Source organism: Desulfogranum marinum, from assembly GCF_963675105.2.
Taxonomy (GTDB): Bacteria; Desulfobacterota; Desulfobulbia; order Desulfobulbales; family Desulfobulbaceae; genus Desulfogranum; species Desulfogranum marinum.
Map to the genome: position 1 here is coordinate 2201509 of NZ_CAXXRO010000004.1, position 19565 is coordinate 2221073.

General features: G+C 44.8%; 21 protein-coding genes. All 21 read left to right on the plus strand.

Features of this window, described 5'->3' with window-relative positions:
* Nucleotides 1-129 precede the first annotated feature (129 nt).
* The 21 genes from rpoB to ACHZCY_RS18495 all read left to right on the plus strand — a co-directional run bounded on the left by rpoB (nt 130) and on the right by ACHZCY_RS18495 (nt 19556).
* Nucleotides 130-4203, plus strand: coding sequence for a DNA-directed RNA polymerase subunit beta (gene rpoB, locus ACHZCY_RS18395; RefSeq protein WP_205220903.1), 4074 nt, complete (start codon nt 130-132; stop codon nt 4201-4203).
* A gap of 79 nt (nt 4204-4282) precedes the next feature.
* Nucleotides 4283-8347 (plus strand): DNA-directed RNA polymerase subunit beta', encoded by a 4065-nt coding sequence (gene rpoC, locus ACHZCY_RS18400; RefSeq protein ID WP_205220904.1) that lies wholly within the window; start codon nt 4283-4285, stop codon nt 8345-8347.
* 100 nt (nt 8348-8447) lie between these two features.
* Nucleotides 8448-8819: a 30S ribosomal protein S12 gene (gene rpsL / locus ACHZCY_RS18405; RefSeq protein WP_205220905.1), complete on the plus strand. Its 372-nt coding sequence runs from the start codon at nt 8448-8450 to the stop codon at nt 8817-8819.
* 29 nt (nt 8820-8848) lie between these two features.
* Nucleotides 8849-9322, plus strand: coding sequence for a 30S ribosomal protein S7 (gene rpsG / locus ACHZCY_RS18410; protein WP_205220906.1), 474 nt, complete (start codon nt 8849-8851; stop codon nt 9320-9322).
* A 118-nt stretch (nt 9323-9440) separates the two neighbouring features.
* Nucleotides 9441-11519: an elongation factor G gene (gene fusA, locus ACHZCY_RS18415; protein WP_319549937.1), complete on the plus strand. Its 2079-nt coding sequence runs from the start codon at nt 9441-9443 to the stop codon at nt 11517-11519.
* A 30-nt stretch (nt 11520-11549) separates the two neighbouring features.
* Nucleotides 11550-12740 carry an elongation factor Tu gene (tuf, locus tag ACHZCY_RS18420; RefSeq protein WP_205220908.1) on the plus strand — a complete coding sequence of 397 codons (1191 nt, stop codon included), beginning with the start codon at nt 11550-11552 and terminating at the stop codon, nt 12738-12740.
* Between the two features lie 13 nt (nt 12741-12753).
* Nucleotides 12754-13065, plus strand: coding sequence for a 30S ribosomal protein S10 (gene rpsJ / locus ACHZCY_RS18425; protein ID WP_028585188.1), 312 nt, complete (start codon nt 12754-12756; stop codon nt 13063-13065).
* A gap of 73 nt (nt 13066-13138) precedes the next feature.
* The gene (rplC, locus tag ACHZCY_RS18430; protein ID WP_205220909.1) at nt 13139-13771 is read left to right on the plus strand and encodes a 50S ribosomal protein L3; all 633 of its coding nucleotides are present in this window, start codon (nt 13139-13141) and stop codon (nt 13769-13771) included.
* Nucleotides 13772-13801: 30 nt separating this feature from the next.
* Nucleotides 13802-14425 carry a 50S ribosomal protein L4 gene (gene rplD / locus ACHZCY_RS18435; RefSeq protein ID WP_205220910.1) on the plus strand — a complete coding sequence of 208 codons (624 nt, stop codon included), beginning with the start codon at nt 13802-13804 and terminating at the stop codon, nt 14423-14425.
* Entirely contained in the window at nt 14422-14712 is a 291-nt protein-coding gene (locus ACHZCY_RS18440; RefSeq protein WP_205220911.1) for a 50S ribosomal protein L23, read from the plus strand. Before rplD ends, ACHZCY_RS18440 begins: the two co-directional genes overlap by 4 nt.
* Before the next feature lie 53 nt (nt 14713-14765).
* Nucleotides 14766-15587, plus strand: coding sequence for a 50S ribosomal protein L2 (gene rplB / locus ACHZCY_RS18445; protein ID WP_205220912.1), 822 nt, complete (start codon nt 14766-14768; stop codon nt 15585-15587).
* Nucleotides 15588-15605: 18 nt separating this feature from the next.
* Entirely contained in the window at nt 15606-15878 is a 273-nt protein-coding gene (gene rpsS / locus ACHZCY_RS18450; RefSeq protein ID WP_205220913.1) for a 30S ribosomal protein S19, read from the plus strand.
* 40 nt (nt 15879-15918) lie between these two features.
* Complete coding sequence (rplV, locus tag ACHZCY_RS18455; RefSeq protein WP_205220914.1) at nt 15919-16251, plus strand: 50S ribosomal protein L22; 333 nt, start codon at nt 15919-15921, stop codon at nt 16249-16251.
* Nucleotides 16252-16304: 53 nt separating this feature from the next.
* Entirely contained in the window at nt 16305-16955 is a 651-nt protein-coding gene (gene rpsC, locus ACHZCY_RS18460; RefSeq protein ID WP_205220915.1) for a 30S ribosomal protein S3, read from the plus strand.
* A 72-nt stretch (nt 16956-17027) separates the two neighbouring features.
* Nucleotides 17028-17444 (plus strand): 50S ribosomal protein L16, encoded by a 417-nt coding sequence (gene rplP, locus ACHZCY_RS18465; protein WP_205220916.1) that lies wholly within the window; start codon nt 17028-17030, stop codon nt 17442-17444.
* Nucleotides 17441-17626 (plus strand): 50S ribosomal protein L29, encoded by a 186-nt coding sequence (rpmC, locus tag ACHZCY_RS18470; protein WP_205220917.1) that lies wholly within the window; start codon nt 17441-17443, stop codon nt 17624-17626. The genes rplP and rpmC overlap by 4 nt, the downstream gene beginning before the upstream one ends.
* A gap of 49 nt (nt 17627-17675) precedes the next feature.
* Entirely contained in the window at nt 17676-17930 is a 255-nt protein-coding gene (rpsQ, locus tag ACHZCY_RS18475; RefSeq protein ID WP_205220918.1) for a 30S ribosomal protein S17, read from the plus strand.
* 59 nt (nt 17931-17989) lie between these two features.
* Nucleotides 17990-18358, plus strand: coding sequence for a 50S ribosomal protein L14 (gene rplN, locus ACHZCY_RS18480; RefSeq protein WP_205220919.1), 369 nt, complete (start codon nt 17990-17992; stop codon nt 18356-18358).
* Nucleotides 18359-18408: 50 nt separating this feature from the next.
* Nucleotides 18409-18747 carry a 50S ribosomal protein L24 gene (rplX, locus tag ACHZCY_RS18485; RefSeq protein WP_205220920.1) on the plus strand — a complete coding sequence of 113 codons (339 nt, stop codon included), beginning with the start codon at nt 18409-18411 and terminating at the stop codon, nt 18745-18747.
* Between the two features lie 27 nt (nt 18748-18774).
* Complete coding sequence (gene rplE, locus ACHZCY_RS18490) at nt 18775-19317, plus strand: 50S ribosomal protein L5 (RefSeq protein WP_205221097.1); 543 nt, start codon at nt 18775-18777, stop codon at nt 19315-19317.
* A gap of 53 nt (nt 19318-19370) precedes the next feature.
* Nucleotides 19371-19556 (plus strand): type Z 30S ribosomal protein S14, encoded by a 186-nt coding sequence (locus ACHZCY_RS18495; protein ID WP_205220921.1) that lies wholly within the window; start codon nt 19371-19373, stop codon nt 19554-19556.
* Nucleotides 19557-19565 lie beyond the last annotated feature (9 nt).

The following is a 19565-nucleotide window of genomic DNA, read 5'->3' on the forward strand; positions in this document are numbered from 1 at the left end:
AATCATCCTGTAGCGTTCTTGCGTTTGCGGGTAGAAGTTAAGACACGGGGAAATATATTCGTAACATCAGGCGGTTAGTAGTAAGTTTCTTTGCTGGCCCCAGATTTCGCGGAAATTTCGAGGAAAACGATGAAAAGAGTACGTAAAAGTTTTGCCAAAACAAGCCACGTTGTTGAACCGCCGCATCTTATAGCAATGCAGCGAGAATCTTATGAGCATTTTTTGCAAAGAGATATACCACCTGACGAACGTCAACTCCATGGTTTACAGGCAATTTTTCAAGATATATTTCCCATTACCGATTTTAACGGGCTATGCTCCCTTGAGTTCGTCCGATACTCGTTTGGTGAATCTAAATATACCGTTGATGAGTGTGTCGAAAGAGGAATGACCTATGAGGTGCCTGTCAAAATCACTGTCAGGCTAATTACCTTTGATGTTGATGAAGAGACTGGAGTGCAGTCTGTACGCGACATAAAAGAACAGGAAATTTTTCTTGGCGCTTTGCCGCTCATGACCCAAGATGGTGTTTTTGTTGTCAATGGTACCGAAAGAGTCGTTGTGAACCAGCTGCAGCGATCTCCCGGACTTTTCTTTACCCATGACAACGGTAAATCGCACTCCTCAGGGAAAAGGCTCTATTCTGCGCGGATTATTCCTGTTCGAGGCTCGTGGCTTGATTTTGAGTTCGACATTAAAGACGTTCTGTATGTTCGTATTGACAGACGGAGAAAACTCCCTGTTACAGTACTGCTCAAGGCGTTGGGATACGATGATGAGAGTCTTTTACAGGAGTTTTATAAATCTGATATTGTCTACTATAAAGATGGACAGTTCAGTATCAAATTTAATCCTGAAACGTTCACCGGACAGCGTCTTAATATTGACCTGATTAGTCCGGCAGATGGTTCAGTTATTGGAAAGAAAGGCCGTAAAATATCTAAAGCGCTTTCCAAAAGGATTATTGAAGCCGGCATTGAGGAAGTTGCTGTTGAACCTGACCAGTTGCTCGAAAGATTTTTTGCACAAGATATCGTCGATAATACGACCGGCGAGGTTATTGCCAAGTGTAATGAACCTATTACTGCTGCATTTTTAGAATCTATAGAAGAACACCCCGTTGATTCTTTTTCTCTTTTATTTATCGATGGCGTAAGTGTCAGTGAGTCTTTCCGTAAGACACTTTTTGTTGATAAAGTCAGAGATACCGAAGAAGCGCTTATTGAAATTTACAGGAGATTGCGACCCTCTAGTCCTCCAACGCCTGAAGTTGCCCAATCATTTTTTGAAAATCTTTTCTTTAATTCAGGGACGTATGATCTCTCTGAGGTCGGTCGGTATAAAATCAATACTAAGCTAGGGTTAGATACCCCTATTGAAGACCGTACCCTTACCAAGGAAGATATACTTAAAGGTGTTCAGCATCTAGTGCGTATTAAAGACGAATCTAAGGATGGTGATGATATTGATCATCTTGGAAACAGAAGAGTGCGGACCGTCGGTGAATTGTGTGAGAACCAGTATCGCATGGGTCTTGTCCGCATGGAGCGTGCTACCAAAGAACGGATGACGTTGCAAGAGATTGAGACTCTCATGCCACATGACCTTGTTAATCCTAAGCCTGTAACCTCTGCGATTAAGGAATTCTTCGGTACCTCACAGCTCTCACAATTTATGGATCAGACCAATCCTCTTTCCGAAGTGACTCACAAAAGGCGACTTTCCGCTCTTGGGCCTGGTGGTCTTTCCCGCGAGCGTGCTGGGTTTGAGGTACGTGATGTTCACCCTACTCATTATGGCAGAATTTGTCCTGTTGAAACACCTGAGGGACCTAATATCGGTTTGATCGTTTCCCTGGCCACCTATGCCAAAGTAAACCCATATGGTTTTATTGAGACTCCTTACAGGTATGTTCAGGAGCGGCTTGTTTCTGATGAGTATAAGTATCTTTCTGCTATACAAGAAGAAAAACATACTATTGCTCCTGCTAAGGTAGAGATGAATGGCAATCAGATCTCCACGGAATATCTGATTGCAAGGCAGGAAAATGAAGTATCGATGGTGCCTTCCAGCGATGTCACCATGATGGATGTTGCTCCTAATCAGCTTGTTTCTGTTGCTGCATCGCTTGTACCCTTTCTTGAGAATGATGATGCTAACCGTGCGTTGATGGGGTCGAATATGCAGCGCCAGGCAGTACCACTGTTAAAACCCAGCTCCCCTCTTGTCGGCACCGGGGTCGAAAAGTACGTGGCTCGAGATTCAGGCGCATGTCTTCTTGCGGGTGGAGACGGTGTGGTTGAAGAGGTAGATTCCTGCAGGATTGTCGTTCGATACGATGAACCTGGAGTCGACGGCTTTGACACCGGAATTGGGGTATATAGGCTCTCTAAGTATAAAAAGTCCAATCAAAATACCTGCTTTAACCAGAAACCGCTTGTTTTGCCCGGCGAAAAGGTAACCAAAGGTACTGTACTGGCAGACGGTCCTTCGTGTGAAATCGGGGAACTTGCCCTTGGAAAAAACGTGACAATTGCCTTCATGCCGTGGCGAGGATACAACTTTGAGGATTCTATCCTCATTAACGAAAGGTTGCTTCGCGAAGATACATTTACTTCTGTCCATATCGAAATTTTCGAAACCATGGCCCGGGATACAAAGCTCGGGAAAGAGGAAATTACGCGCGATATACCAAATGTCGGTGAAGATGGATTGCGTAATCTTGATGAGTCGGGAATCGTCAGGGTAGGGGCTGAGGTTGGTCCCGGCGATATGCTGGTAGGTAAGGTAACTCCCAAGGGTGAAAGCATGCTTTCACCTGAAGAAAAACTTTTACGCGCTATTTTTGGCGAAAAAGCCGGAGATGTTAAAGATTCTTCCCTTCGTGTCCCACCCGGGGTGGAAGGTGTGGTTATCGACGCCAAGGTATTCTCACGCAAGGGTGTCGATAAAGATGAACGTACCCTCATGATTGAGGAAAATGAGATTGAACGTCTCAACCGTGATATGGAAGACGAGCTGAAAAGTCTCAAGAAAGGTGTACGTAATACACTCTCTACCTTTTTAGTTGGTCGTACTGCCAAATCCGACATTGTAGACAAATCCGGCAACGTTATACTGCCACTGGGCAAACAACTTACCGAAAAAGTTCTTGGCCAAGTGAGTTTTGCAGCGCTTCCTGTGCTTGATTTTGCTGAGAAGGCAAAGTACAGCGAACAGATTGAAAATGTCTTTACCAATTATAACAGCCAGGCTGCAGTTGTCCGTTCCCGATATGAAGGCATAGCCGAACGTATGGAAAAAGGCGATGATCTTCCCCCTGGTGTCGTCAAGATGGTTAAAGTCTATGTGGCTACCAAGCGTAAACTCGCTGTCGGCGATAAAATGGCAGGTCGGCATGGTAATAAAGGTGTGGTATCCAGACTGCTTCCTGAGGAAGACATGCCGTTTTTTGCTGATGGGACTACAGTCGATTTGGTACTGAACCCGCTGGGTGTGCCTTCACGTATGAATGTCGGCCAGGTGCTTGAATGTCATTTAGGTTTTGCAGCAAAAAAACTTGGTGAGAAGATCTATAATTTCTCTAGAAATTATGAACTCGATATGCTGAAAGCGCAGTTGCAGAGAATCTATTCTGTCGAGGAATATGAAGCACTCACGCAAGGACTTGACGACGATCAATTGCTCGACTTCGGCCGTAAAGCTCGTACAGGTTTACACATGGCTACCCCGGTATTTGATGGAGCGTCCGAGTCTGAAATTCGACAATTACTTGTTGAGGCAGGAATAGATGAAGTCGGCCAGTCAACCCTGTATGATGGGTTGACCGGTGAAGCTTTTGACAATCAAGTTACTGTCGGCATCATGTACATGCTAAAGTTGCACCATCTTGTTGATAATAAGATCCATGCACGATCCACTGGACCATACTCCTTGGTTACACAACAGCCATTGGGTGGTAAGGCGCAATTTGGCGGTCAGCGTCTTGGTGAAATGGAAGTGTGGGCTATGGAAGCCTATGGTGCTGCGTACACGTTGAAGGAATTTTTGACCGTTAAATCAGATGATGTAGAAGGGCGAACAACCATGTATGAGAAGATTGTTAAAGGCAACAATTTTCTTGAAACCGGTCTCCCTGAATCCTTTCATGTTCTTGTTAAAGAATTAAAAGGGCTCTGTCTTGATGTAGAGCTGCAGGAATAGCGCACTTAAACTACCAGCAAATAAATGCAACGTGCGTTTCTACCGTCAATGACTTTTTTGAAAATATATAGGTGAATTCGTGGAAGAACTGTTCAGCTTCTTTGCAAAGCCCAAAGGCCCCGTCAGTTTTAGTAAAGTAAAGATATCCTTAGCATCTCCTGAAAAGATCAGAGAATGGTCCCATGGAGAGGTTAAAAAGCCGGAAACAATTAATTACAGAACGTTCAAGCCGGAACGCGATGGATTGTTTTGTGCAAAGATATTTGGACCAGTCAAAGACTATGAGTGTAATTGCGGTAAGTATAAACGCATGAAACACCGCGGCGTTGTCTGCGAAAAATGTGGCGTTGAAGTTATTCAGTCAAAAGTTCGTCGTGAACGTTTAGGACATATCGAGTTAGCAGCCCCCGTGGCTCATATTTGGTTTTTGAAAAGCCTTCCGTCGAAAATTGGTGCCATTCTCGATATGACGCTCAAGCAACTGGAGCGCATTCTCTATTTTGAATCCTATGCAATTGTCTCTTCCACTGTAGAAGAACTGCCGGTGGCGACTTTGCTTAATGAAGAACAATATCGAACTGCTCTTGAGGATCATCCCGGCGCCTTTAGGGTCGGCATAGGGGCTGAGGCTATTCGCGAGATGCTGATGGGACTCGACCTGGTTGAGCTCTCTGAAACCCTTCGCCGGGAAATGAAGGAAACCGGGTCTGCAACCAAACGAGCCAAGTATGGGAAGAGACTCAACGTAGTAGAGGCGTTTCGTGACTCAGGAAATTTGCCGGAGTGGATGATCCTTGAGGTTATTCCCGTCTTGCCACCCGACTTGCGTCCACTGGTACCTCTCGAAGGTGGCCGGTTCGCAACCTCAGATCTTAACGATCTCTATCGGCGGGTAATCAACAGAAATAATCGTCTGAAACGACTGCTCGAACTTGATGCCCCTGATATTATTATTCGTAATGAAAAGAGAATGCTTCAGGAAGCCGTGGACGTTCTTTTTGATAATGGTAGGAGAGGACGCACCATCACCGGGCCCAATAAGCGTCCGCTTAAATCTCTTTCCGATATGCTCAAAGGGAAGCAGGGTCGTTTTCGGCAGAATCTGCTCGGTAAGCGTGTCGATTACTCGGGTCGTTCCGTTATCGTTGTTGGGCCTCATCTTCGGCTTCATCAATGTGGATTACCTAAAAAGATGGCCCTGGAGTTGTTCAAGCCTTTTATTTACAATCGGCTTGAGCAAAAAGGGTATGTGACTACTATAAAGAGCGCCAGAAAGATGGTTGAAAAAGGCGCGAAAGAAGTATGGGACGTATTGGATGATATCGTAAGAGAGTATCCCGTTATCCTGAACCGTGCGCCAACGCTGCATCGTCTCGGCATGCAGGCTTTTGAAGTGGTATTAATCGAAGGAAAGGCTATTCAGCTGCATCCGCTGGTTTGTGCTGCTTTCAATGCTGATTTTGATGGAGACCAGATGGCCGTCCACGTGCCGCTTTCCGTTGAAGCGCAGGTTGAAGCCAGGGTTCTCATGATGTCAACAAATAACATCTTATCCCCTGCCAACGGTGGCCCTATTATTATCCCAAGCCAGGATATTGTTCTTGGTTTGTATTACATGACAAGGGAACGGTTCGGAGTCATTGGCGAAGGGGCCGTGTATAGTTCACCCGTGGAAGCACGGATGGCCTACGATCACGGGGCTGCTCATTTGCAAGCAAGGGTCAAAATTCGTATTCAAGGCAGTTTGGTGCAAACCACCATTGGGCGAATGCTTGTCGGTGAACTGCTACCTGGTCCTGTTCCTTTTTCACTTGTCAACAAGGAACTTTCCAAAAAAGAACTTGCCTTCCTCATTGACTATACCTATCGCCATGCCGGCACAAAAGACACGGTTATCCTTGCTGATCGACTGAAGGATCTAGGCTACGAAAATGCGACCAAAGCCGGTATTTCCATCTGCATAAATGACATGATGATTCCTGTTAAAAAGGAAGAATTTGTTGAAGATGCCGAAACTGAGGCTGCAGAAGTAGACCAGCAGTATACTGACGGTTTGATAACCGACGGTGAAAAATACAACAAGATTATCGATATTTGGTCAAAGGCGACTGACAAGATCACCAAAGAGATGATGGATGAAATGGCCGTAGAATACGCCCCCGATCTCTCTGGTAAAGTGCAGGAAATTAAGAGTTTCAATGCTGTATATATAATGGCTGATTCTGGAGCTCGTGGATCTAAGGATCAGATTCGCCAGTTAGCTGGTATGCGTGGTCTGATGGCTAAACCATCAGGCGAAATTATTGAGACACCAATTAAAGCTAACTTTCGTGAAGGGCTGAATGTCCTTGAATATTTTATTTCTACTCATGGTGCTCGAAAGGGTCTGGCAGATACCGCTCTTAAGACAGCAAACTCAGGTTATTTGACAAGGCGTCTGGTCGACGTAGCTCAAGATTCGACCATTGTTATTAAAGATTGTGGTACCATGCGAGGGGTGCAGGCTGAACCACTGATTGAAGGTGGTGAGGTCATTGTCCGCATTGGGGAGCGTATCCTAGGAAGGGTTGCCCTTGAAGATATCATCGATCCACATACCGGTGAAGTCCTGGTAGAGATGGATGAAGAAATCACAGAGGAAAAAGTTGAGGCCATAGAAGCAGCTGGTGTTGACCGGGTTATGATTCGCTCGGTCTTAACCTGTGAGGCTAAGAGGGGTGTTTGTGCTATGTGTTATGGCCGGGATCTCGGCCGTGGCCATATGGTAAATATTGGCGAGGCTGTGGGTATTATAGCTGCTCAGTCTATCGGTGAGCCAGGCACTCAGCTTACCATGCGTACCTTTCACATCGGTGGAACTGCGAGTAGGGCTGTCGAGCAGGCTGAAGTGCGTACTCAGCGTGGTGGCAAAATTCAATATAAGGAACTTCACTCTGTTAGAAATGATGAAGGATTTCTTGTCGTCATGACTCGTAATGCGGAGGTGACGGTCCTGGATGACCAAGGTGTTGACCGGGAACGCTTTCCAATCCCATACGGTGCAGTACTTCGTGTGGAGGAAGCAAGTAAAGTGGACCCTGGGACTATTATTGCTGATTGGGACGCTTTTTCCATTCCTATCGTAACAGAGGTGGGAGGGAAAATTAAATATGGTGACGTGGTTGAAGGCGATACCATGCAAGAACGGGTTGACCAGATTACCGGTAAAGCCAGCAAGGTTATTACTCCTGGTTCGTCTTCTAAGCAGATGAATCCCAGAATTTCCATCAAAGATGAACGAGGACGAACCCTTAAACTTCCCGCTGGTGATTTAGCTGCCAGATACCCATTGCCGGTAGGGTCTGTTATCACTGTTAACGAGTCGGATGAAATAACGCCAGGTACTATTATTGCGAAAATTCCAAGGGAAACAACCAAAACTAAAGATATTACAGGTGGTCTTCCCAGGGTTGCCGAACTTTTTGAAGTTCGTAAACCAAAAGAGCAGGCGGTTATCACGGAAATTGACGGTCGCGTAACCTTTGGTAAAGACCTTAAAGGGAAAAGAAGGGTTATTGTTACTCCTGAAACAGGAGAACCAAAAGAATATCTTGTACCAAAGATCAAACATATTACCGCCCACGAAGGTGATTATGTTAAGGCAGGCGAACGTCTTATGGAAGGCTCAGTCCTTCCCAATGACATCCTGCGTGTTCTTGGAGCAGAAGAACTTGCAAAATTTTTGGTGAACGAAATCCAGGAAGTATATCGTCTTCAGGGTGTTAAGATTAATGATAAACACATTGAAACGATCGTTCGCCAAATGCTCAAGCGTATTCGCATCACCGATCCAGGTGATTCTATTTTTATGCTTGATCAACAGGTGGAGTGGTGGAAGTTCCAGGAAGAAAATGAAAGGTTACTCAAAGAGGGGGCACAGCCTGCCTCTGCTGAACCGCTTTTGCTAGGAGTGACAAAGGCCTCCTTGTCTACAGATTCTTTTATTTCTGCTGCTTCTTTCCAGGAAACAACCAAGGTGCTGACCAATGCAGCAATGGCAGGAAAAATTGATGACCTGTCCGGTCTTAAAGAAAATGTAATCATGGGTCGCTTGATTTCAGCGGGAACAGGGCTCGATCGATATCGGGTTAAAGAAATCAGTTAATTGAAAAATAAACTTGACCTTTAGTATTGTTTCGTTTATATATCCAACCTTTCGTGTCCAATTGATGGTTATGAAGCTTATTTTTAAAGGAGTGGTTTGAATGCCCACAATAAATCAACTTGTCAGGAAGAGACGCAAAAAAACCACCAAGAGGTCTAATACTCCTGCCTTGCAGAGTTGTCCGCAGAAAAGAGGTGTGTGCGTCCGTGTCTATACTACAACGCCCAAGAAGCCTAACTCTGCATTGCGGAAAGTTGCCAGGGTCAGGTTGACTAATGGTATAGAGGTAACGTCATACATACCAGGTATCGGACATAACTTGCAGGAGCACTCGGTCGTTCTTATTAGAGGCGGTCGTGTGAAGGATTTACCAGGTGTTCGTTATCATGTAGTCAGAGGTACCTTGGATACCCTTGGTGTTAGTGATCGTCGTCAGGGTCGGTCTAAGTATGGAGCTAAGCGGCCTAAGTGAGGTTGCTTTAAGGTATAGTAGGGGATGAAATGCCTAGAAAAAAATTATTAGATAAGCGCCCGGTTGCTCCAGATCCAAGGTTTAACTCGGTGCTGGTTTCCAAGTTCACCAATGGTCTGATGCAGGACGGTAAGAAAACCACTGCTCGTAAAATATTTTACGATGCGATGGATATAGTTGATCAAAAGATCGCTGACGAAGAGCCGTTGACTATTTTTGAAGAGGCCATGGAGAACGTGCGCCCTCGGATTGAGGTCAAGAGTCGTCGTGTTGGTGGTGCAACCTATCAGGTACCTATTGAAGTTCGTCCTGAGCGTCGTAACGCTCTGGCGATCAGGTGGATCGTGGGGTTCGCTCAGAGTAGGTCCGGCCAGACAATGGCCCAGAAACTTGCTGCTGAAATACTTGATGCATACAGTAGTCGTGGTGGTTCTGTGAAGAAGAAAGACGATACCCACAAGATGGCAGAAGCAAATAAGGCTTTTGCTCATTATCGTTGGTAAGGATCTTTTTGAAAAACCATAGAAAACTGTTGACAGGAGGTTTTGTCTACTGTAAACAGTTTTCGTTTTTTGAATTTAAATAATCAGAAAATGATTAAAGAGAATACAGGTGTAAATTGTGGCTGGATCACCTTCGCTGTCCAAGGTGCGCAATATCGGCATTATGGCCCATATCGACGCTGGGAAAACTACCACCACTGAACGTATTCTTTTTTATACCGGCAAGTCGCATAAGCTTGGTGAAGTGCACGACGGAAATGCCGTCATGGACTGGATGGAGCAGGAGCAAGAGCGTGGTATAACCATTACCTCTGCTGCTACCACCTGTCAGTGGAAAGATATTGCCATTAATATAATTGACACTCCCGGCCACGTTGATTTCACAGTAGAGGTCGAGCGTTGCCTGAGGGTGCTGGACGGTGTAGTAGCCGTCTTTTGTGCAGTAGGCGGGGTTGAGCCACAGTCAGAGACTGTCTGGAGGCAGGCTGACAAATACAACATACCTCGCATAGCATTTGTCAACAAGATGGACCGTACAGGGGCCTCTTTTGAGAAATGTCTAGAGCAGATCGAACGACGATTGGGTGCTATGCCTGTAGCGATAGCAATTCCTGTCGGTTCAGAAGATTCTTTCAGTGGTATTGTGGATCTTGTTGAACAGAAGCTGCTTAAATTTGATGAAGCATCCATGGGGGAAATCGTAACCATGGAAAGCATTCCTGAAGAGTTGTTAGGAGATTCATCGGCCGCCAGAATGGCGCTCCTCGAGAAGTTGGCCGACTTCGATGAGGAGGTCATGGAATATTATTTAGAAGACAAAGAGATTGCTCCCGGTGATTTACGCAGGGCATTGAGAAAGGCTACTCTTAATATGGACCTTGTTCCAGTTTTATGTGGATCCGCTTTTAAGAATAAAGGAATCCAGCCCTTACTTGATGCTGTTGCCTGGTATTTACCATCACCCGAAGATGTTCCCCCAGTTGAGGGGACGGATAAGAACGGTGCGCCCCTTATCCGCAAATCCGAGAGGAGCGAAAAATTTTGCGGCTTGGTTTTTAAGCTGCAAACTGATCCGTTTGTAGGGAATTTAGCATTTGTTAGAGTCTATTCCGGAACCTTTAAGGTTGGGGACAAGATCTTTAACCCGCTAAAGCGGAAAACGGAAAAAATCTCGAAATTGATTAAATTACATGCGAATAAGCGTGAAGAAGTCAAAGAGCTCGGTGCCGGGGATATTGGTGCCATTGTTGGGCTGAAATTCACCACTACCGGCGATACGCTCTGTAGTTCAGGGGATTATATAATCCTTGAGCAAATGAGCTTTCCTGAACCTGTAATTGGTGTAGCCATTGAACCCAAGTCTAAAGCAGACGAGGGTAAATTAATGGACAGTCTGGACAAGGTCACAAAGGAAGATCCCAGCTTTAAAGTGTCCATAAATGAAGACACTGGGCAAACGATTATTTCCGGAATGGGGGAACTCCACCTTGAGATAATTGTAGACCGGCTGATTCGTGATTTCAAAGTTGCTGCAAATGTCGGCAGGCCTCAAGTCGCATACCGAGAAGCAATAAAAAAATGCTCTCGTGCAGAAGGAAGGTTTGAGACCCACGTTACCGGCAAAGAACAGTACGGTCACGTAGAGATAGAGCTTAGACCTGGCAAGAAAGGAACAGGGACGAGTTTTACTTCTGATATAGATGACAAACTGATACCTAAAGAATTTCGTCAGGCGATCGAAAAGGGTGTTTTAGATAGTTTGGATTCCGGCCCGCTGATCGGTTATCCGATGGCAGATGTCGAAGCAGTTTTAGTCGGTGGTTCGTACGATGAAGAACGGTCCACTGAAATGGCGTTTGGGGTCGCGGCTACGATGGCCTGTAGAAAAGCCGCAGCAGAAGGTGACCCGGTTCTGTTGGAACCCATTATGGCCCTTGAGGTGATAACTCCTGATGATTATTTGGGAGAGGTTATAAACGACCTCAACAGAAAAGGTGCCCAAATAAACGGTGTCAACGCTGATAAAGACAGGCAGACCATACACGCCGAAGTGGCTTTATCTGAAATGTTTGGTTACTCCACGGATTTACGGTCAGCAACCCAAGGTCGAGCGGTATTTACGATGCAGTTCTCAGCTTTCGCAGATGTACCTGCTAAAAAAGCTGAGGCTATTATACAAAAGATTAAAGGCTTTTAACCGGATATAACAGCTTAAGAGGTAGCTGCAATGGCAAAGGAAAAATTTGAGCGGACTAAACCGCATGTCAATGTAGGAACAATTGGCCACATTGACCATGGTAAGACAACATTGACTGCGGCAATTACTCGCGTACTGTCCACAAAAGGACAAGCATCCTTCACAGACTTTAGCGATATTGATAAAGCACCTGAAGAAAAGGAACGTGGTATCACCATTGCAACAGCTCATGTTGAGTATGAAACGGTAAATCGCCATTACGCTCACGTCGATTGCCCAGGTCATGCCGATTATATCAAAAACATGATCACTGGTGCAGCACAGATGGACGGTGCTATTCTTGTGGTTGGCGCTGACGATGGGCCTATGCCTCAAACTCGTGAGCACATTTTGTTGGCACGGCAGGTAGGTGTACCTGCGATGGTTGTCTTTCTTAACAAATGCGACATGGTAGATGACGAGGAGTTGATCGAGCTTGTGGAAATGGAGCTCCGTGAACTGCTGGATAAGTACGACTTCCCTGGTGATGATATTCCAATTATCCGGGGCTCTGCTCTGCTTGCATTGGAAAATCCAGAAGATGAAGAAAAGGCAAAATGTATTTGGGAGTTGATGGAAGCTGTTGACGGATATGTTCCTGAGCCGGAGCGTGATGTTGATAAACCTTTCCTGATGCCGGTTGAAGACGTCTTCTCCATTTCAGGTCGCGGTACTGTTGCGACAGGTAGAATAGAACGTGGAATCATCCATGTTGGTGATGAAATTGAGATTGTAGGTATCCGTGACACTGCAAAAACTACCTGTACAGGTGTTGAGATGTTTCGTAAACTGCTCGACGAAGGGCAGGCCGGAGATAACATTGGTGCTCTTCTGCGTGGGGTAAAACGCGAGGAAATCGTACGTGGTCAGGTGCTTGCTAAGCCAGGTTCAATAACCCCGCATAAAAAGTTTAAGGCAGAAGCCTATATTTTGAATAAGGAAGAGGGCGGACGTCATACACCATTTTTTAACGGTTACCGTCCTCAATTCTATTTTCGTACAACTGATGTGACTGGTATTGTTACGCTTGAGGAAGGCGTGGAAATGGTAATGCCAGGTGATAACGTACATATCACTGGAGAGTTGATTACTCCTATCGCCATGGAAGCCGGTCTCCGTTTCGCAATTCGCGAAGGTGGCCGAACTGTAGGCGCAGGTGTAGTCAGCGAAATAATCGAATAAGAGGAGTGCTATGATCCCGGCAGATAAGATTCGTATTAGGCTGAAAGGCTACGATCATAAATTGCTTGACCTTTCAACACGGGAAATCGTTGAAACAGCAAGGCGAACCGGAGCCACAATTGCTGGCCCAATACCGTTGCCGACAAGTAAGAATAAGTACACTGTACTGAGGTCTCCACATGTCGATAAAAAGTCGCGTGAACAGTTCGAAATGAGAACTCACCGTCGACTCCTTGATATTCTGGAGCCAACACAGCAGACAATAGATGCACTCATGAAACTTGAACTTTCTGCTGGTGTAGATGTAGAAATCAAGATTCCCTGATGCTTAGCTAATTGGCAATACAGGCGGAAAGTTCATCTGCATAGTGAGTTGTTAATTGAACACAGGTAGACAAATGCCGAAGACAAAAGGAATATTGGGCCGGAAAGTAGGGATGACGAGAATTTATGATGAGCACGGTCGCTCCATTCCCGTCACTGTTATAGAAGCCGGACCCTGTACGATTTTACAGAAAAAAACCATAGCCAAAGAAGGATATAATGCTATCCAGGTTGGTTTTGTTGAAAAAAAGGTAAGCAGGCTTAATAAACCTGAAACCGGACATGCAAAGCGATCAGGTGGTAAAGGCTTTTACCATATTCGCGAGTTCAGGGTAGTAGACCCGGATGCGTATGAAGTGGGGCAGGAATTTACCGCAAAGGAAGTGCTTAAAGTTGGTGACCAAGTTGATATCTCAGGCAAGTCAAAAGGCCGCGGATTTCAAGGTGTCATGAAACGACATGGGTTTGCCGGTGGTAAAGCTTCACACGGTTCTGGTTTTCACCGGGCGCCTGGTTCTATTGGTTGCAGTGCCTGGCCGGCTCGTGTTGTAAAAGGTAAAAAACTCCCAGGGCACATGGGAGACGAGCTTGTTACCCAGAAAAATTTTAAAGTGATCGATGTGCGGGAAGAAGACAACGTTGTGCTCGTGAAGGGCCCTGTTCCCGGAGCAAAAAACGGTTTGCTCAGCATCTTTACCAAAGCATAATTTACCAGGGATGCTCACAAGGAGATAATCATGGCAGTTTGTGATGTCGCAAATAACCTTGCAGAGAAAGTTGGCGAAGTTGAACTCAAAGACGACCTGTTTGGTGTTGAAGTAAAAGAATGTATTCTGCATGATATTGTATGTATGCAGCGTGCGAATAAAAGAAATGGTACTGCCAGCACAAAGACTCGCGGAGAGTTGAGGGGTGGTGGTGCTAAACCATGGAGACAGAAAGGGACCGGGCGCGCTAGAGCAGGGACGAAAAATTCCCCTGTTTGGAGAGGCGGCGGAACTGTCTTTGGCCCAAAACCTCGAGATTTCAGCTACAGCCTACCGAAGAAAGTTAAAAAGTTAGCACTTCGCATGGCATTAAGTGCCAGGTTTGGTGAAGGTAATCTTGTAGTTATTGACGATTTTGGTCTTGAAGAAATTAAAACCAAAGAGTTCGTCAAGGTAATGGACAATTTCGAATTTGATAATTGTTTGGTGGTCACCGGTGATGTTGATACTGTAGTTAGTAAATCCGCAGGTAATGCGGTTGGTTATAAGATATTGCCGGTAGCTGGCCTTAACGTATTCGATATCCTTAAATACCCCAAACTCATGTTGGTCCAGAGTTGTATTGAAAAGCTGGAAGAGAGGTTAATGGTATGAAAGTGATTTTTAATGTAATTAAAGGCCCATGCCTCACTGAAAAAAGCAACATTCTTCAAGAGACTCAAGGTACTGTCGCGTTTAAGGTAGATCCACGTGCAAATAAAATTGAGATTAAGCAGGCCGTTGAAGAGCTGTTTAATGTAAAAGTTGCAGAAGTTAAAACTGCTAACATGCGTGGTAAGAAAAAACGAGTCGGTCTGAAGTCAATTGGTAAGACGAACGATTGGAAAAAAGCTTATGTTACCCTTTCTGAGGGCGAGATTAATTTTCTAGAAGAGCTTTAAACCAATTGAACAAATCGGTTTACACCTGAAGATATACGATTACGGGAAATACAATGGCAATAAAAACCCATAAACCGACATCACCCGGAAAACGTCACTACGTTTCTGTAAAGCAGGAGTATCTTTCTGATAAAGAACCTGAAAAGAGTCTCCTGCGTCCTTTAAAAAAGACAGGCGGACGTAACTCATATGGTCGCATCACCTCGAGGCACAAGGGTGGGGGGCATAAAAGGAAGTACAGGGTAATTGATTGGAAAAGAAATAAAGTTAATATTCCTGCCAAAGTAGCAGCTATAGAGTATGATCCGAATCGGTCAGCTCACTTAGCTTTGCTGATATACGCAGATGGTGAAAAAACTTATATTCTTGCACCTAATGGTATCGCTGTCGGTGATACTGTTACCGCTGGAGCAGATTCTGATATCAAGCCAGGGAACTGCATGCCACTGATCAATATCCCCTTGGGAACGATCATACATAATATTGAAATGAAGATCGGTAAGGGGGCCCAACTAGTTCGATCTGCTGGTACTGCCGCTCAGTTAATGGCTAAAGACGGCCACCAGGTATTAGTTAAGTTGCCTTCCGGAGAGGTTCGCAGATTCCACAAAGATTGCAGAGCTTGCATCGGCCAGGTAGGTAACTCTGAGTATAGCAGTCAGAAGTTAGGCAAAGCCGGTCGTAACAGATGGAAAGGAAAAAGACCTTCGGTTCGTGGTGTTGCTATGAACCCGGTAGACCATCCAATGGGAGGTGGCGAAGGGAAGAGTTCCGGCGGTCGGCACCCAGTCTCGCCTTGGGGTGTTCCAACTAAAGGATTCAAGACCCGCAAGAAAAAAGCCTCCGATCGAGATATAGTCACCAAACGTAAGTAATAACAGGAGAATTTGGATATGGCTCGTTCCATAAAAAAAGGTCCTTTTGTTGACGATCACCTGATGAAAAAGGTTGAAAACGCGCAGGAAAGTGGATCTCGTAAAGTCATAAAGACTTGGTCAAGAAGGTCGGATATTATACCGGAGATGGTCGGACTGACTTTTGCTGTACACAATGGTAAAAAGTTCATTCCGGTTTATGTCACTGAAAATATGGTTGGTCATAAGCTTGGAGAATTCTCTCCGACAAGAACTTACTATGGTCACGCCGCGGACAGAAAAGGACGCTAGAAAAGGTCCATTTTTTAAGAAAGCGCGAAGGAGTTAATCGATGGAAACAAAAGCCGTCGCTAAGTACATACGTATTTCACCGCAAAAAGCACGACTTGTTGCAGACGTGGTTCGTGGCATGGATGTTGATACAGCCATCACTACATTGCGGTTTATGCCGAAAAAGGCTGCTCGTATTATACGTAAAGTTGTTGAGTCTGCAGTGGCCAATGCTGATCAAAATGATGCTATTGATGTTGACACTCTTTTTGTTAAAGAGATTCAAATTAATGGTGGACCTATGCTTAAGAGATTCCGTCCTAGAGCGCAGGGCCGAGCAACTCGTATATTGAAAAGGACAAGTCATATTACCGTAGTGGTCGAAGAGACCTGATAAACGGTAATAGGATACATAGAGATTAAAGATAGAGGGAACGGAGGATCACCTTGGGTCAAAAAGTCAATCCCATTGGTTTGCGGTTAAATATAACCCGCTCATGGGAATCTATCTGGTATGCGGATAAAGATTATGCGAATAACCTGCACCAGGATCAGCTTATTCGCAAATATCTTAAAAAACGTTTATATCATGCCGGAATTGCCCGTATTGTTATTGAGCGCACCGGAGAAAAAATTAAAGTAAAACTTTTCACTGCCCGTCCAGGAATTGTAATTGGAAAGAAAGGATCGGAAATTGAAAGTTTGAAAAAGGATCTGGAGCAAAAGTTCGGGAGACCTTGTCTGATCGACATCCAAGAGGTTCGCCGTCCAGAAGCTGATGCACAGCTTGTTGCAGAAAACATTGCTATGCAACTAGAAAGACGCATCGCCTTTCGTCGCGCCATGAAAAAATCCATTAATTCTGCGTTGCGTTTTGGAGTACAGGGCATAAAGATTTCCTGTTCAGGACGACTTGGTGGTGCCGAGATGTCACGTACCGAATGGTTTAAAGAGGGCCGAGTGCCACTGCACACCCTTCGGGCGGATATCGATTACGGAACTGCTGAAGCGAAGACCACTTACGGCATAATAGGGGTAAAAGTCTGGATTTTCAAAGGCGAAGTATTGGCTGACAATGAAATGGAAGCAGGCAAGTAAACTCTCCGTAATTGGTATAAGCCATCGTTCGAGAAAATGTGTAAGCATAACCCTATGTGCAGGTAAAATAAAATGTTAAGTCCACGCAAAGTAAAACATAGAAAACAGCATAAAGGTAGAATGCGCGGTAAAGCACAGCGCGGATCAGATATCTCCTTTGGAGATTACGCGCTAAAGGCTGTTGGCTGTGGCAGAATGACTGCTCAGCATATCGAAGCCGCACGTATTACCATTAACAGGAAAATCAAACGTGGTGGAAAACTCTGGATCCGCGTGTTCCCGGACAAACCGATTACCAAAAAACCGGCGGAAACACGAATGGGAAAAGGTAAAGGTTCCCCAGAATATTGGGTAGCTACCATACGACCCGGTAAAGTTCTTTACGAACTGAAAGGTATTCCCGAAGATCTTGCTGTTGAAGCCTTGAAATTAGCAAGTTATAAACTTCCGTTCCCGACTAAAGTCGTTCTTAAGAGGGAAACAGTATGAAAATAAAAGATCTACGAGAATTGAGTCTTGAGGACCTTGGAAAAAAAGAACAGGACTTCCGTGAAGACCTGTTTAAGCTCAAATTCCAGCATGGTATCAGGCGACTGGAAAATCCTGCAAGACTCGCGCAACTGAAAAAAGATATCGCACGCGTTTTGACTGTGATTGCAGAAAAACAATAGGTCATAGAACAATTCAGAAGAGAGCGCAAAAGCCTACAGGATTAAAGCGATGACAGCTACAACAAAAAAGACCCGCCAGGGTTCCGTGGTTAGTAACAAGATGGATAAAAGTGTCGTGGTACTTGTTGAAAGAAAAGTGCGACACAAGATGTACGGTAAATATATCCGTCGTCAGATAAAATACATGGCACATGATGCTGCCAATCAGTGTAATATTGGCGACGTAGTCCTTATCGAAGAATGTCGTCCATTGTCCAAAAATAAACGCTGGCTTGTCCGGTCAATCATTGAACGCTCTGTTTGATCAGGTGCTTTATAAGTGATCGTAAGCAGCTGTTAATAATTTGCATTTCAGGTGGAACTATGATTCAAACCGAAACCATGTTAAATGTTGCCGACAACTCCGGTGCAAGAAAGGTACTATGTATAAGAGTGCTTGGAGGGACACGGAGGCGTTACGCCAGCATTGGGGACATTATTGTTGTCACAGTTAAGGAAGCCATTCCCCATGCGAAGGTGAAAAAAGGTGATGTTTTAGACGCAGTTATCGTGCGTACAAAGAAAGAACTTCAAAGACCGGAAGATACCACTGTTAAATTCGATGAGAACGCAGCCGTCCTCTTGAGTGGTAATGGGGAGCCTATCGGAACCCGTATCTTCGGTCCAGTTGCCCGCGAGTTACGTTCGCTGGGATTTATGAAGATAATCTCCCTTGCCCCTGAAGTTCTGTAAAGACAGAGCTCTAAGGTTAACGAGAGAAAGAGGGAAACGAGGAAATAACAATGCGTCAGGGACAAACAAGTCTTAAAGTAAACGATCAGGTAGAAGTTATTGCTGGTAAGGACAAAGGGAGAGTTGGTAAGATTCTCCGTGTCGACCGAGAGAAAAATCGGGTTGTTGTCGAAAGAATCAATATGATCAAGAAACATCAAAAGGCAACTGATGCGACACAACCAGGCCAAATCATAGAACGAGAAGCGTCGATCCATATCTCAAATGTAATGATCGTCTGCCCTGAGTGTACCGAAACAGTTCGTACAGGCAAACAATTCTTGGAAGATGGTACCAAGGTTCGTTTTTGCAAGAGTTGTCAGGCAACACTTGAAAACGCTAAATCGTAAGGATTCTCACTGATTACGGAGTACATGATGGGAACACTTAAGGAACAATATAACACTGAAATCAAGCCCCACTTACAAAGTGAGTTTGATTTCCAGAGTGTAATGGAAATCCCTAAAATTGAAAAAGTTGTACTCAATATGGGGATTGGTGAGGGAGTTCAGAACCCTAAATCAGTGGAAAAAGCTGCCAATGAACTTACTCTGATAGCTGGACAGAAAGCTGTTATTACAAAAGCTAAGAAATCCATAGCTACATTTAAACTTCGCGAAGGAATGCCAATTGGTGCTCGAGTAACTTTGCGTAGTGATAAAATGTATGATTTCTTGTCCAAACTTATTAACATCGCTCTTCCTCGAGTTCGTGACTTTCGAGGGATATCACCAAAGGGCTTTGATGGTAGGGGTAATTATTCAATGGGGATTACTGAGCATATCATATTCCCTGAGATTGATTATGACAAAATAGAGAAGATTCGTGGTTTGAACATCACTATTGTCACATCAGCAAAGAACAATGAGCAAGGGCGGGCCCTCTTATCTGCTATGGGAATGCCGTTTAAGAAGAAGTAATCGGGCCATATACCCTCAGTTTTTAAAAAAATAAATTTCTTCAGGAGGATGCAGTGGCAAAAAAATCACTCATTGCCAAGGCAAAACGCAAACCTAAATTTAAGGTGCGTTCTTACAACAGATGTCCGTTATGTGGGCGCCCAAGAGCTTTTTTGAGAAAATTCGGCGTTTGTAGATTGTGTTTTCGGAAACTCGCTTCAAAGGGCGAAATCACTGGTGTTACTAAATCTAGTTGGTAGCAGCATCAA

Excerpts from the sequence above, each read along its gene's own strand:
- rpoB (WP_205220903.1), top strand. The coding sequence starts at position 130 with ATGAAAAGAGTACGTAAAAGTTTTGCCAAAACAAGCCACGTTGTTGAA.
- rpsL (WP_205220905.1), top strand. The coding sequence starts at position 8,448 with ATGCCCACAATAAATCAACTTGTCAGGAAGAGACGCAAAAAAACCACC.
- rpsG (WP_205220906.1), top strand. The coding sequence starts at position 8,849 with ATGCCTAGAAAAAAATTATTAGATAAGCGCCCGGTTGCTCCAGATCCA.
- tuf (WP_205220908.1), top strand. The coding sequence starts at position 11,550 with ATGGCAAAGGAAAAATTTGAGCGGACTAAACCGCATGTCAATGTAGGA.
- rplC (WP_205220909.1), top strand. The coding sequence starts at position 13,139 with ATGCCGAAGACAAAAGGAATATTGGGCCGGAAAGTAGGGATGACGAGA.
- rplD (WP_205220910.1), top strand. The coding sequence starts at position 13,802 with ATGGCAGTTTGTGATGTCGCAAATAACCTTGCAGAGAAAGTTGGCGAA.
- ACHZCY_RS18440 (WP_205220911.1), top strand. The coding sequence starts at position 14,422 with ATGAAAGTGATTTTTAATGTAATTAAAGGCCCATGCCTCACTGAAAAA.
- rplB (WP_205220912.1), top strand. The coding sequence starts at position 14,766 with ATGGCAATAAAAACCCATAAACCGACATCACCCGGAAAACGTCACTAC.
- rpsS (WP_205220913.1), top strand. The coding sequence starts at position 15,606 with ATGGCTCGTTCCATAAAAAAAGGTCCTTTTGTTGACGATCACCTGATG.
- rplV (WP_205220914.1), top strand. The coding sequence starts at position 15,919 with ATGGAAACAAAAGCCGTCGCTAAGTACATACGTATTTCACCGCAAAAA.
- rplP (WP_205220916.1), top strand. The coding sequence starts at position 17,028 with ATGTTAAGTCCACGCAAAGTAAAACATAGAAAACAGCATAAAGGTAGA.
- rpmC (WP_205220917.1), top strand. The coding sequence starts at position 17,441 with ATGAAAATAAAAGATCTACGAGAATTGAGTCTTGAGGACCTTGGAAAA.
- rpsQ (WP_205220918.1), top strand. The coding sequence starts at position 17,676 with ATGACAGCTACAACAAAAAAGACCCGCCAGGGTTCCGTGGTTAGTAAC.
- rplN (WP_205220919.1), top strand. The coding sequence starts at position 17,990 with ATGATTCAAACCGAAACCATGTTAAATGTTGCCGACAACTCCGGTGCA.
- rplX (WP_205220920.1), top strand. The coding sequence starts at position 18,409 with ATGCGTCAGGGACAAACAAGTCTTAAAGTAAACGATCAGGTAGAAGTT.
- rplE (WP_205221097.1), top strand. The coding sequence starts at position 18,775 with ATGGGAACACTTAAGGAACAATATAACACTGAAATCAAGCCCCACTTA.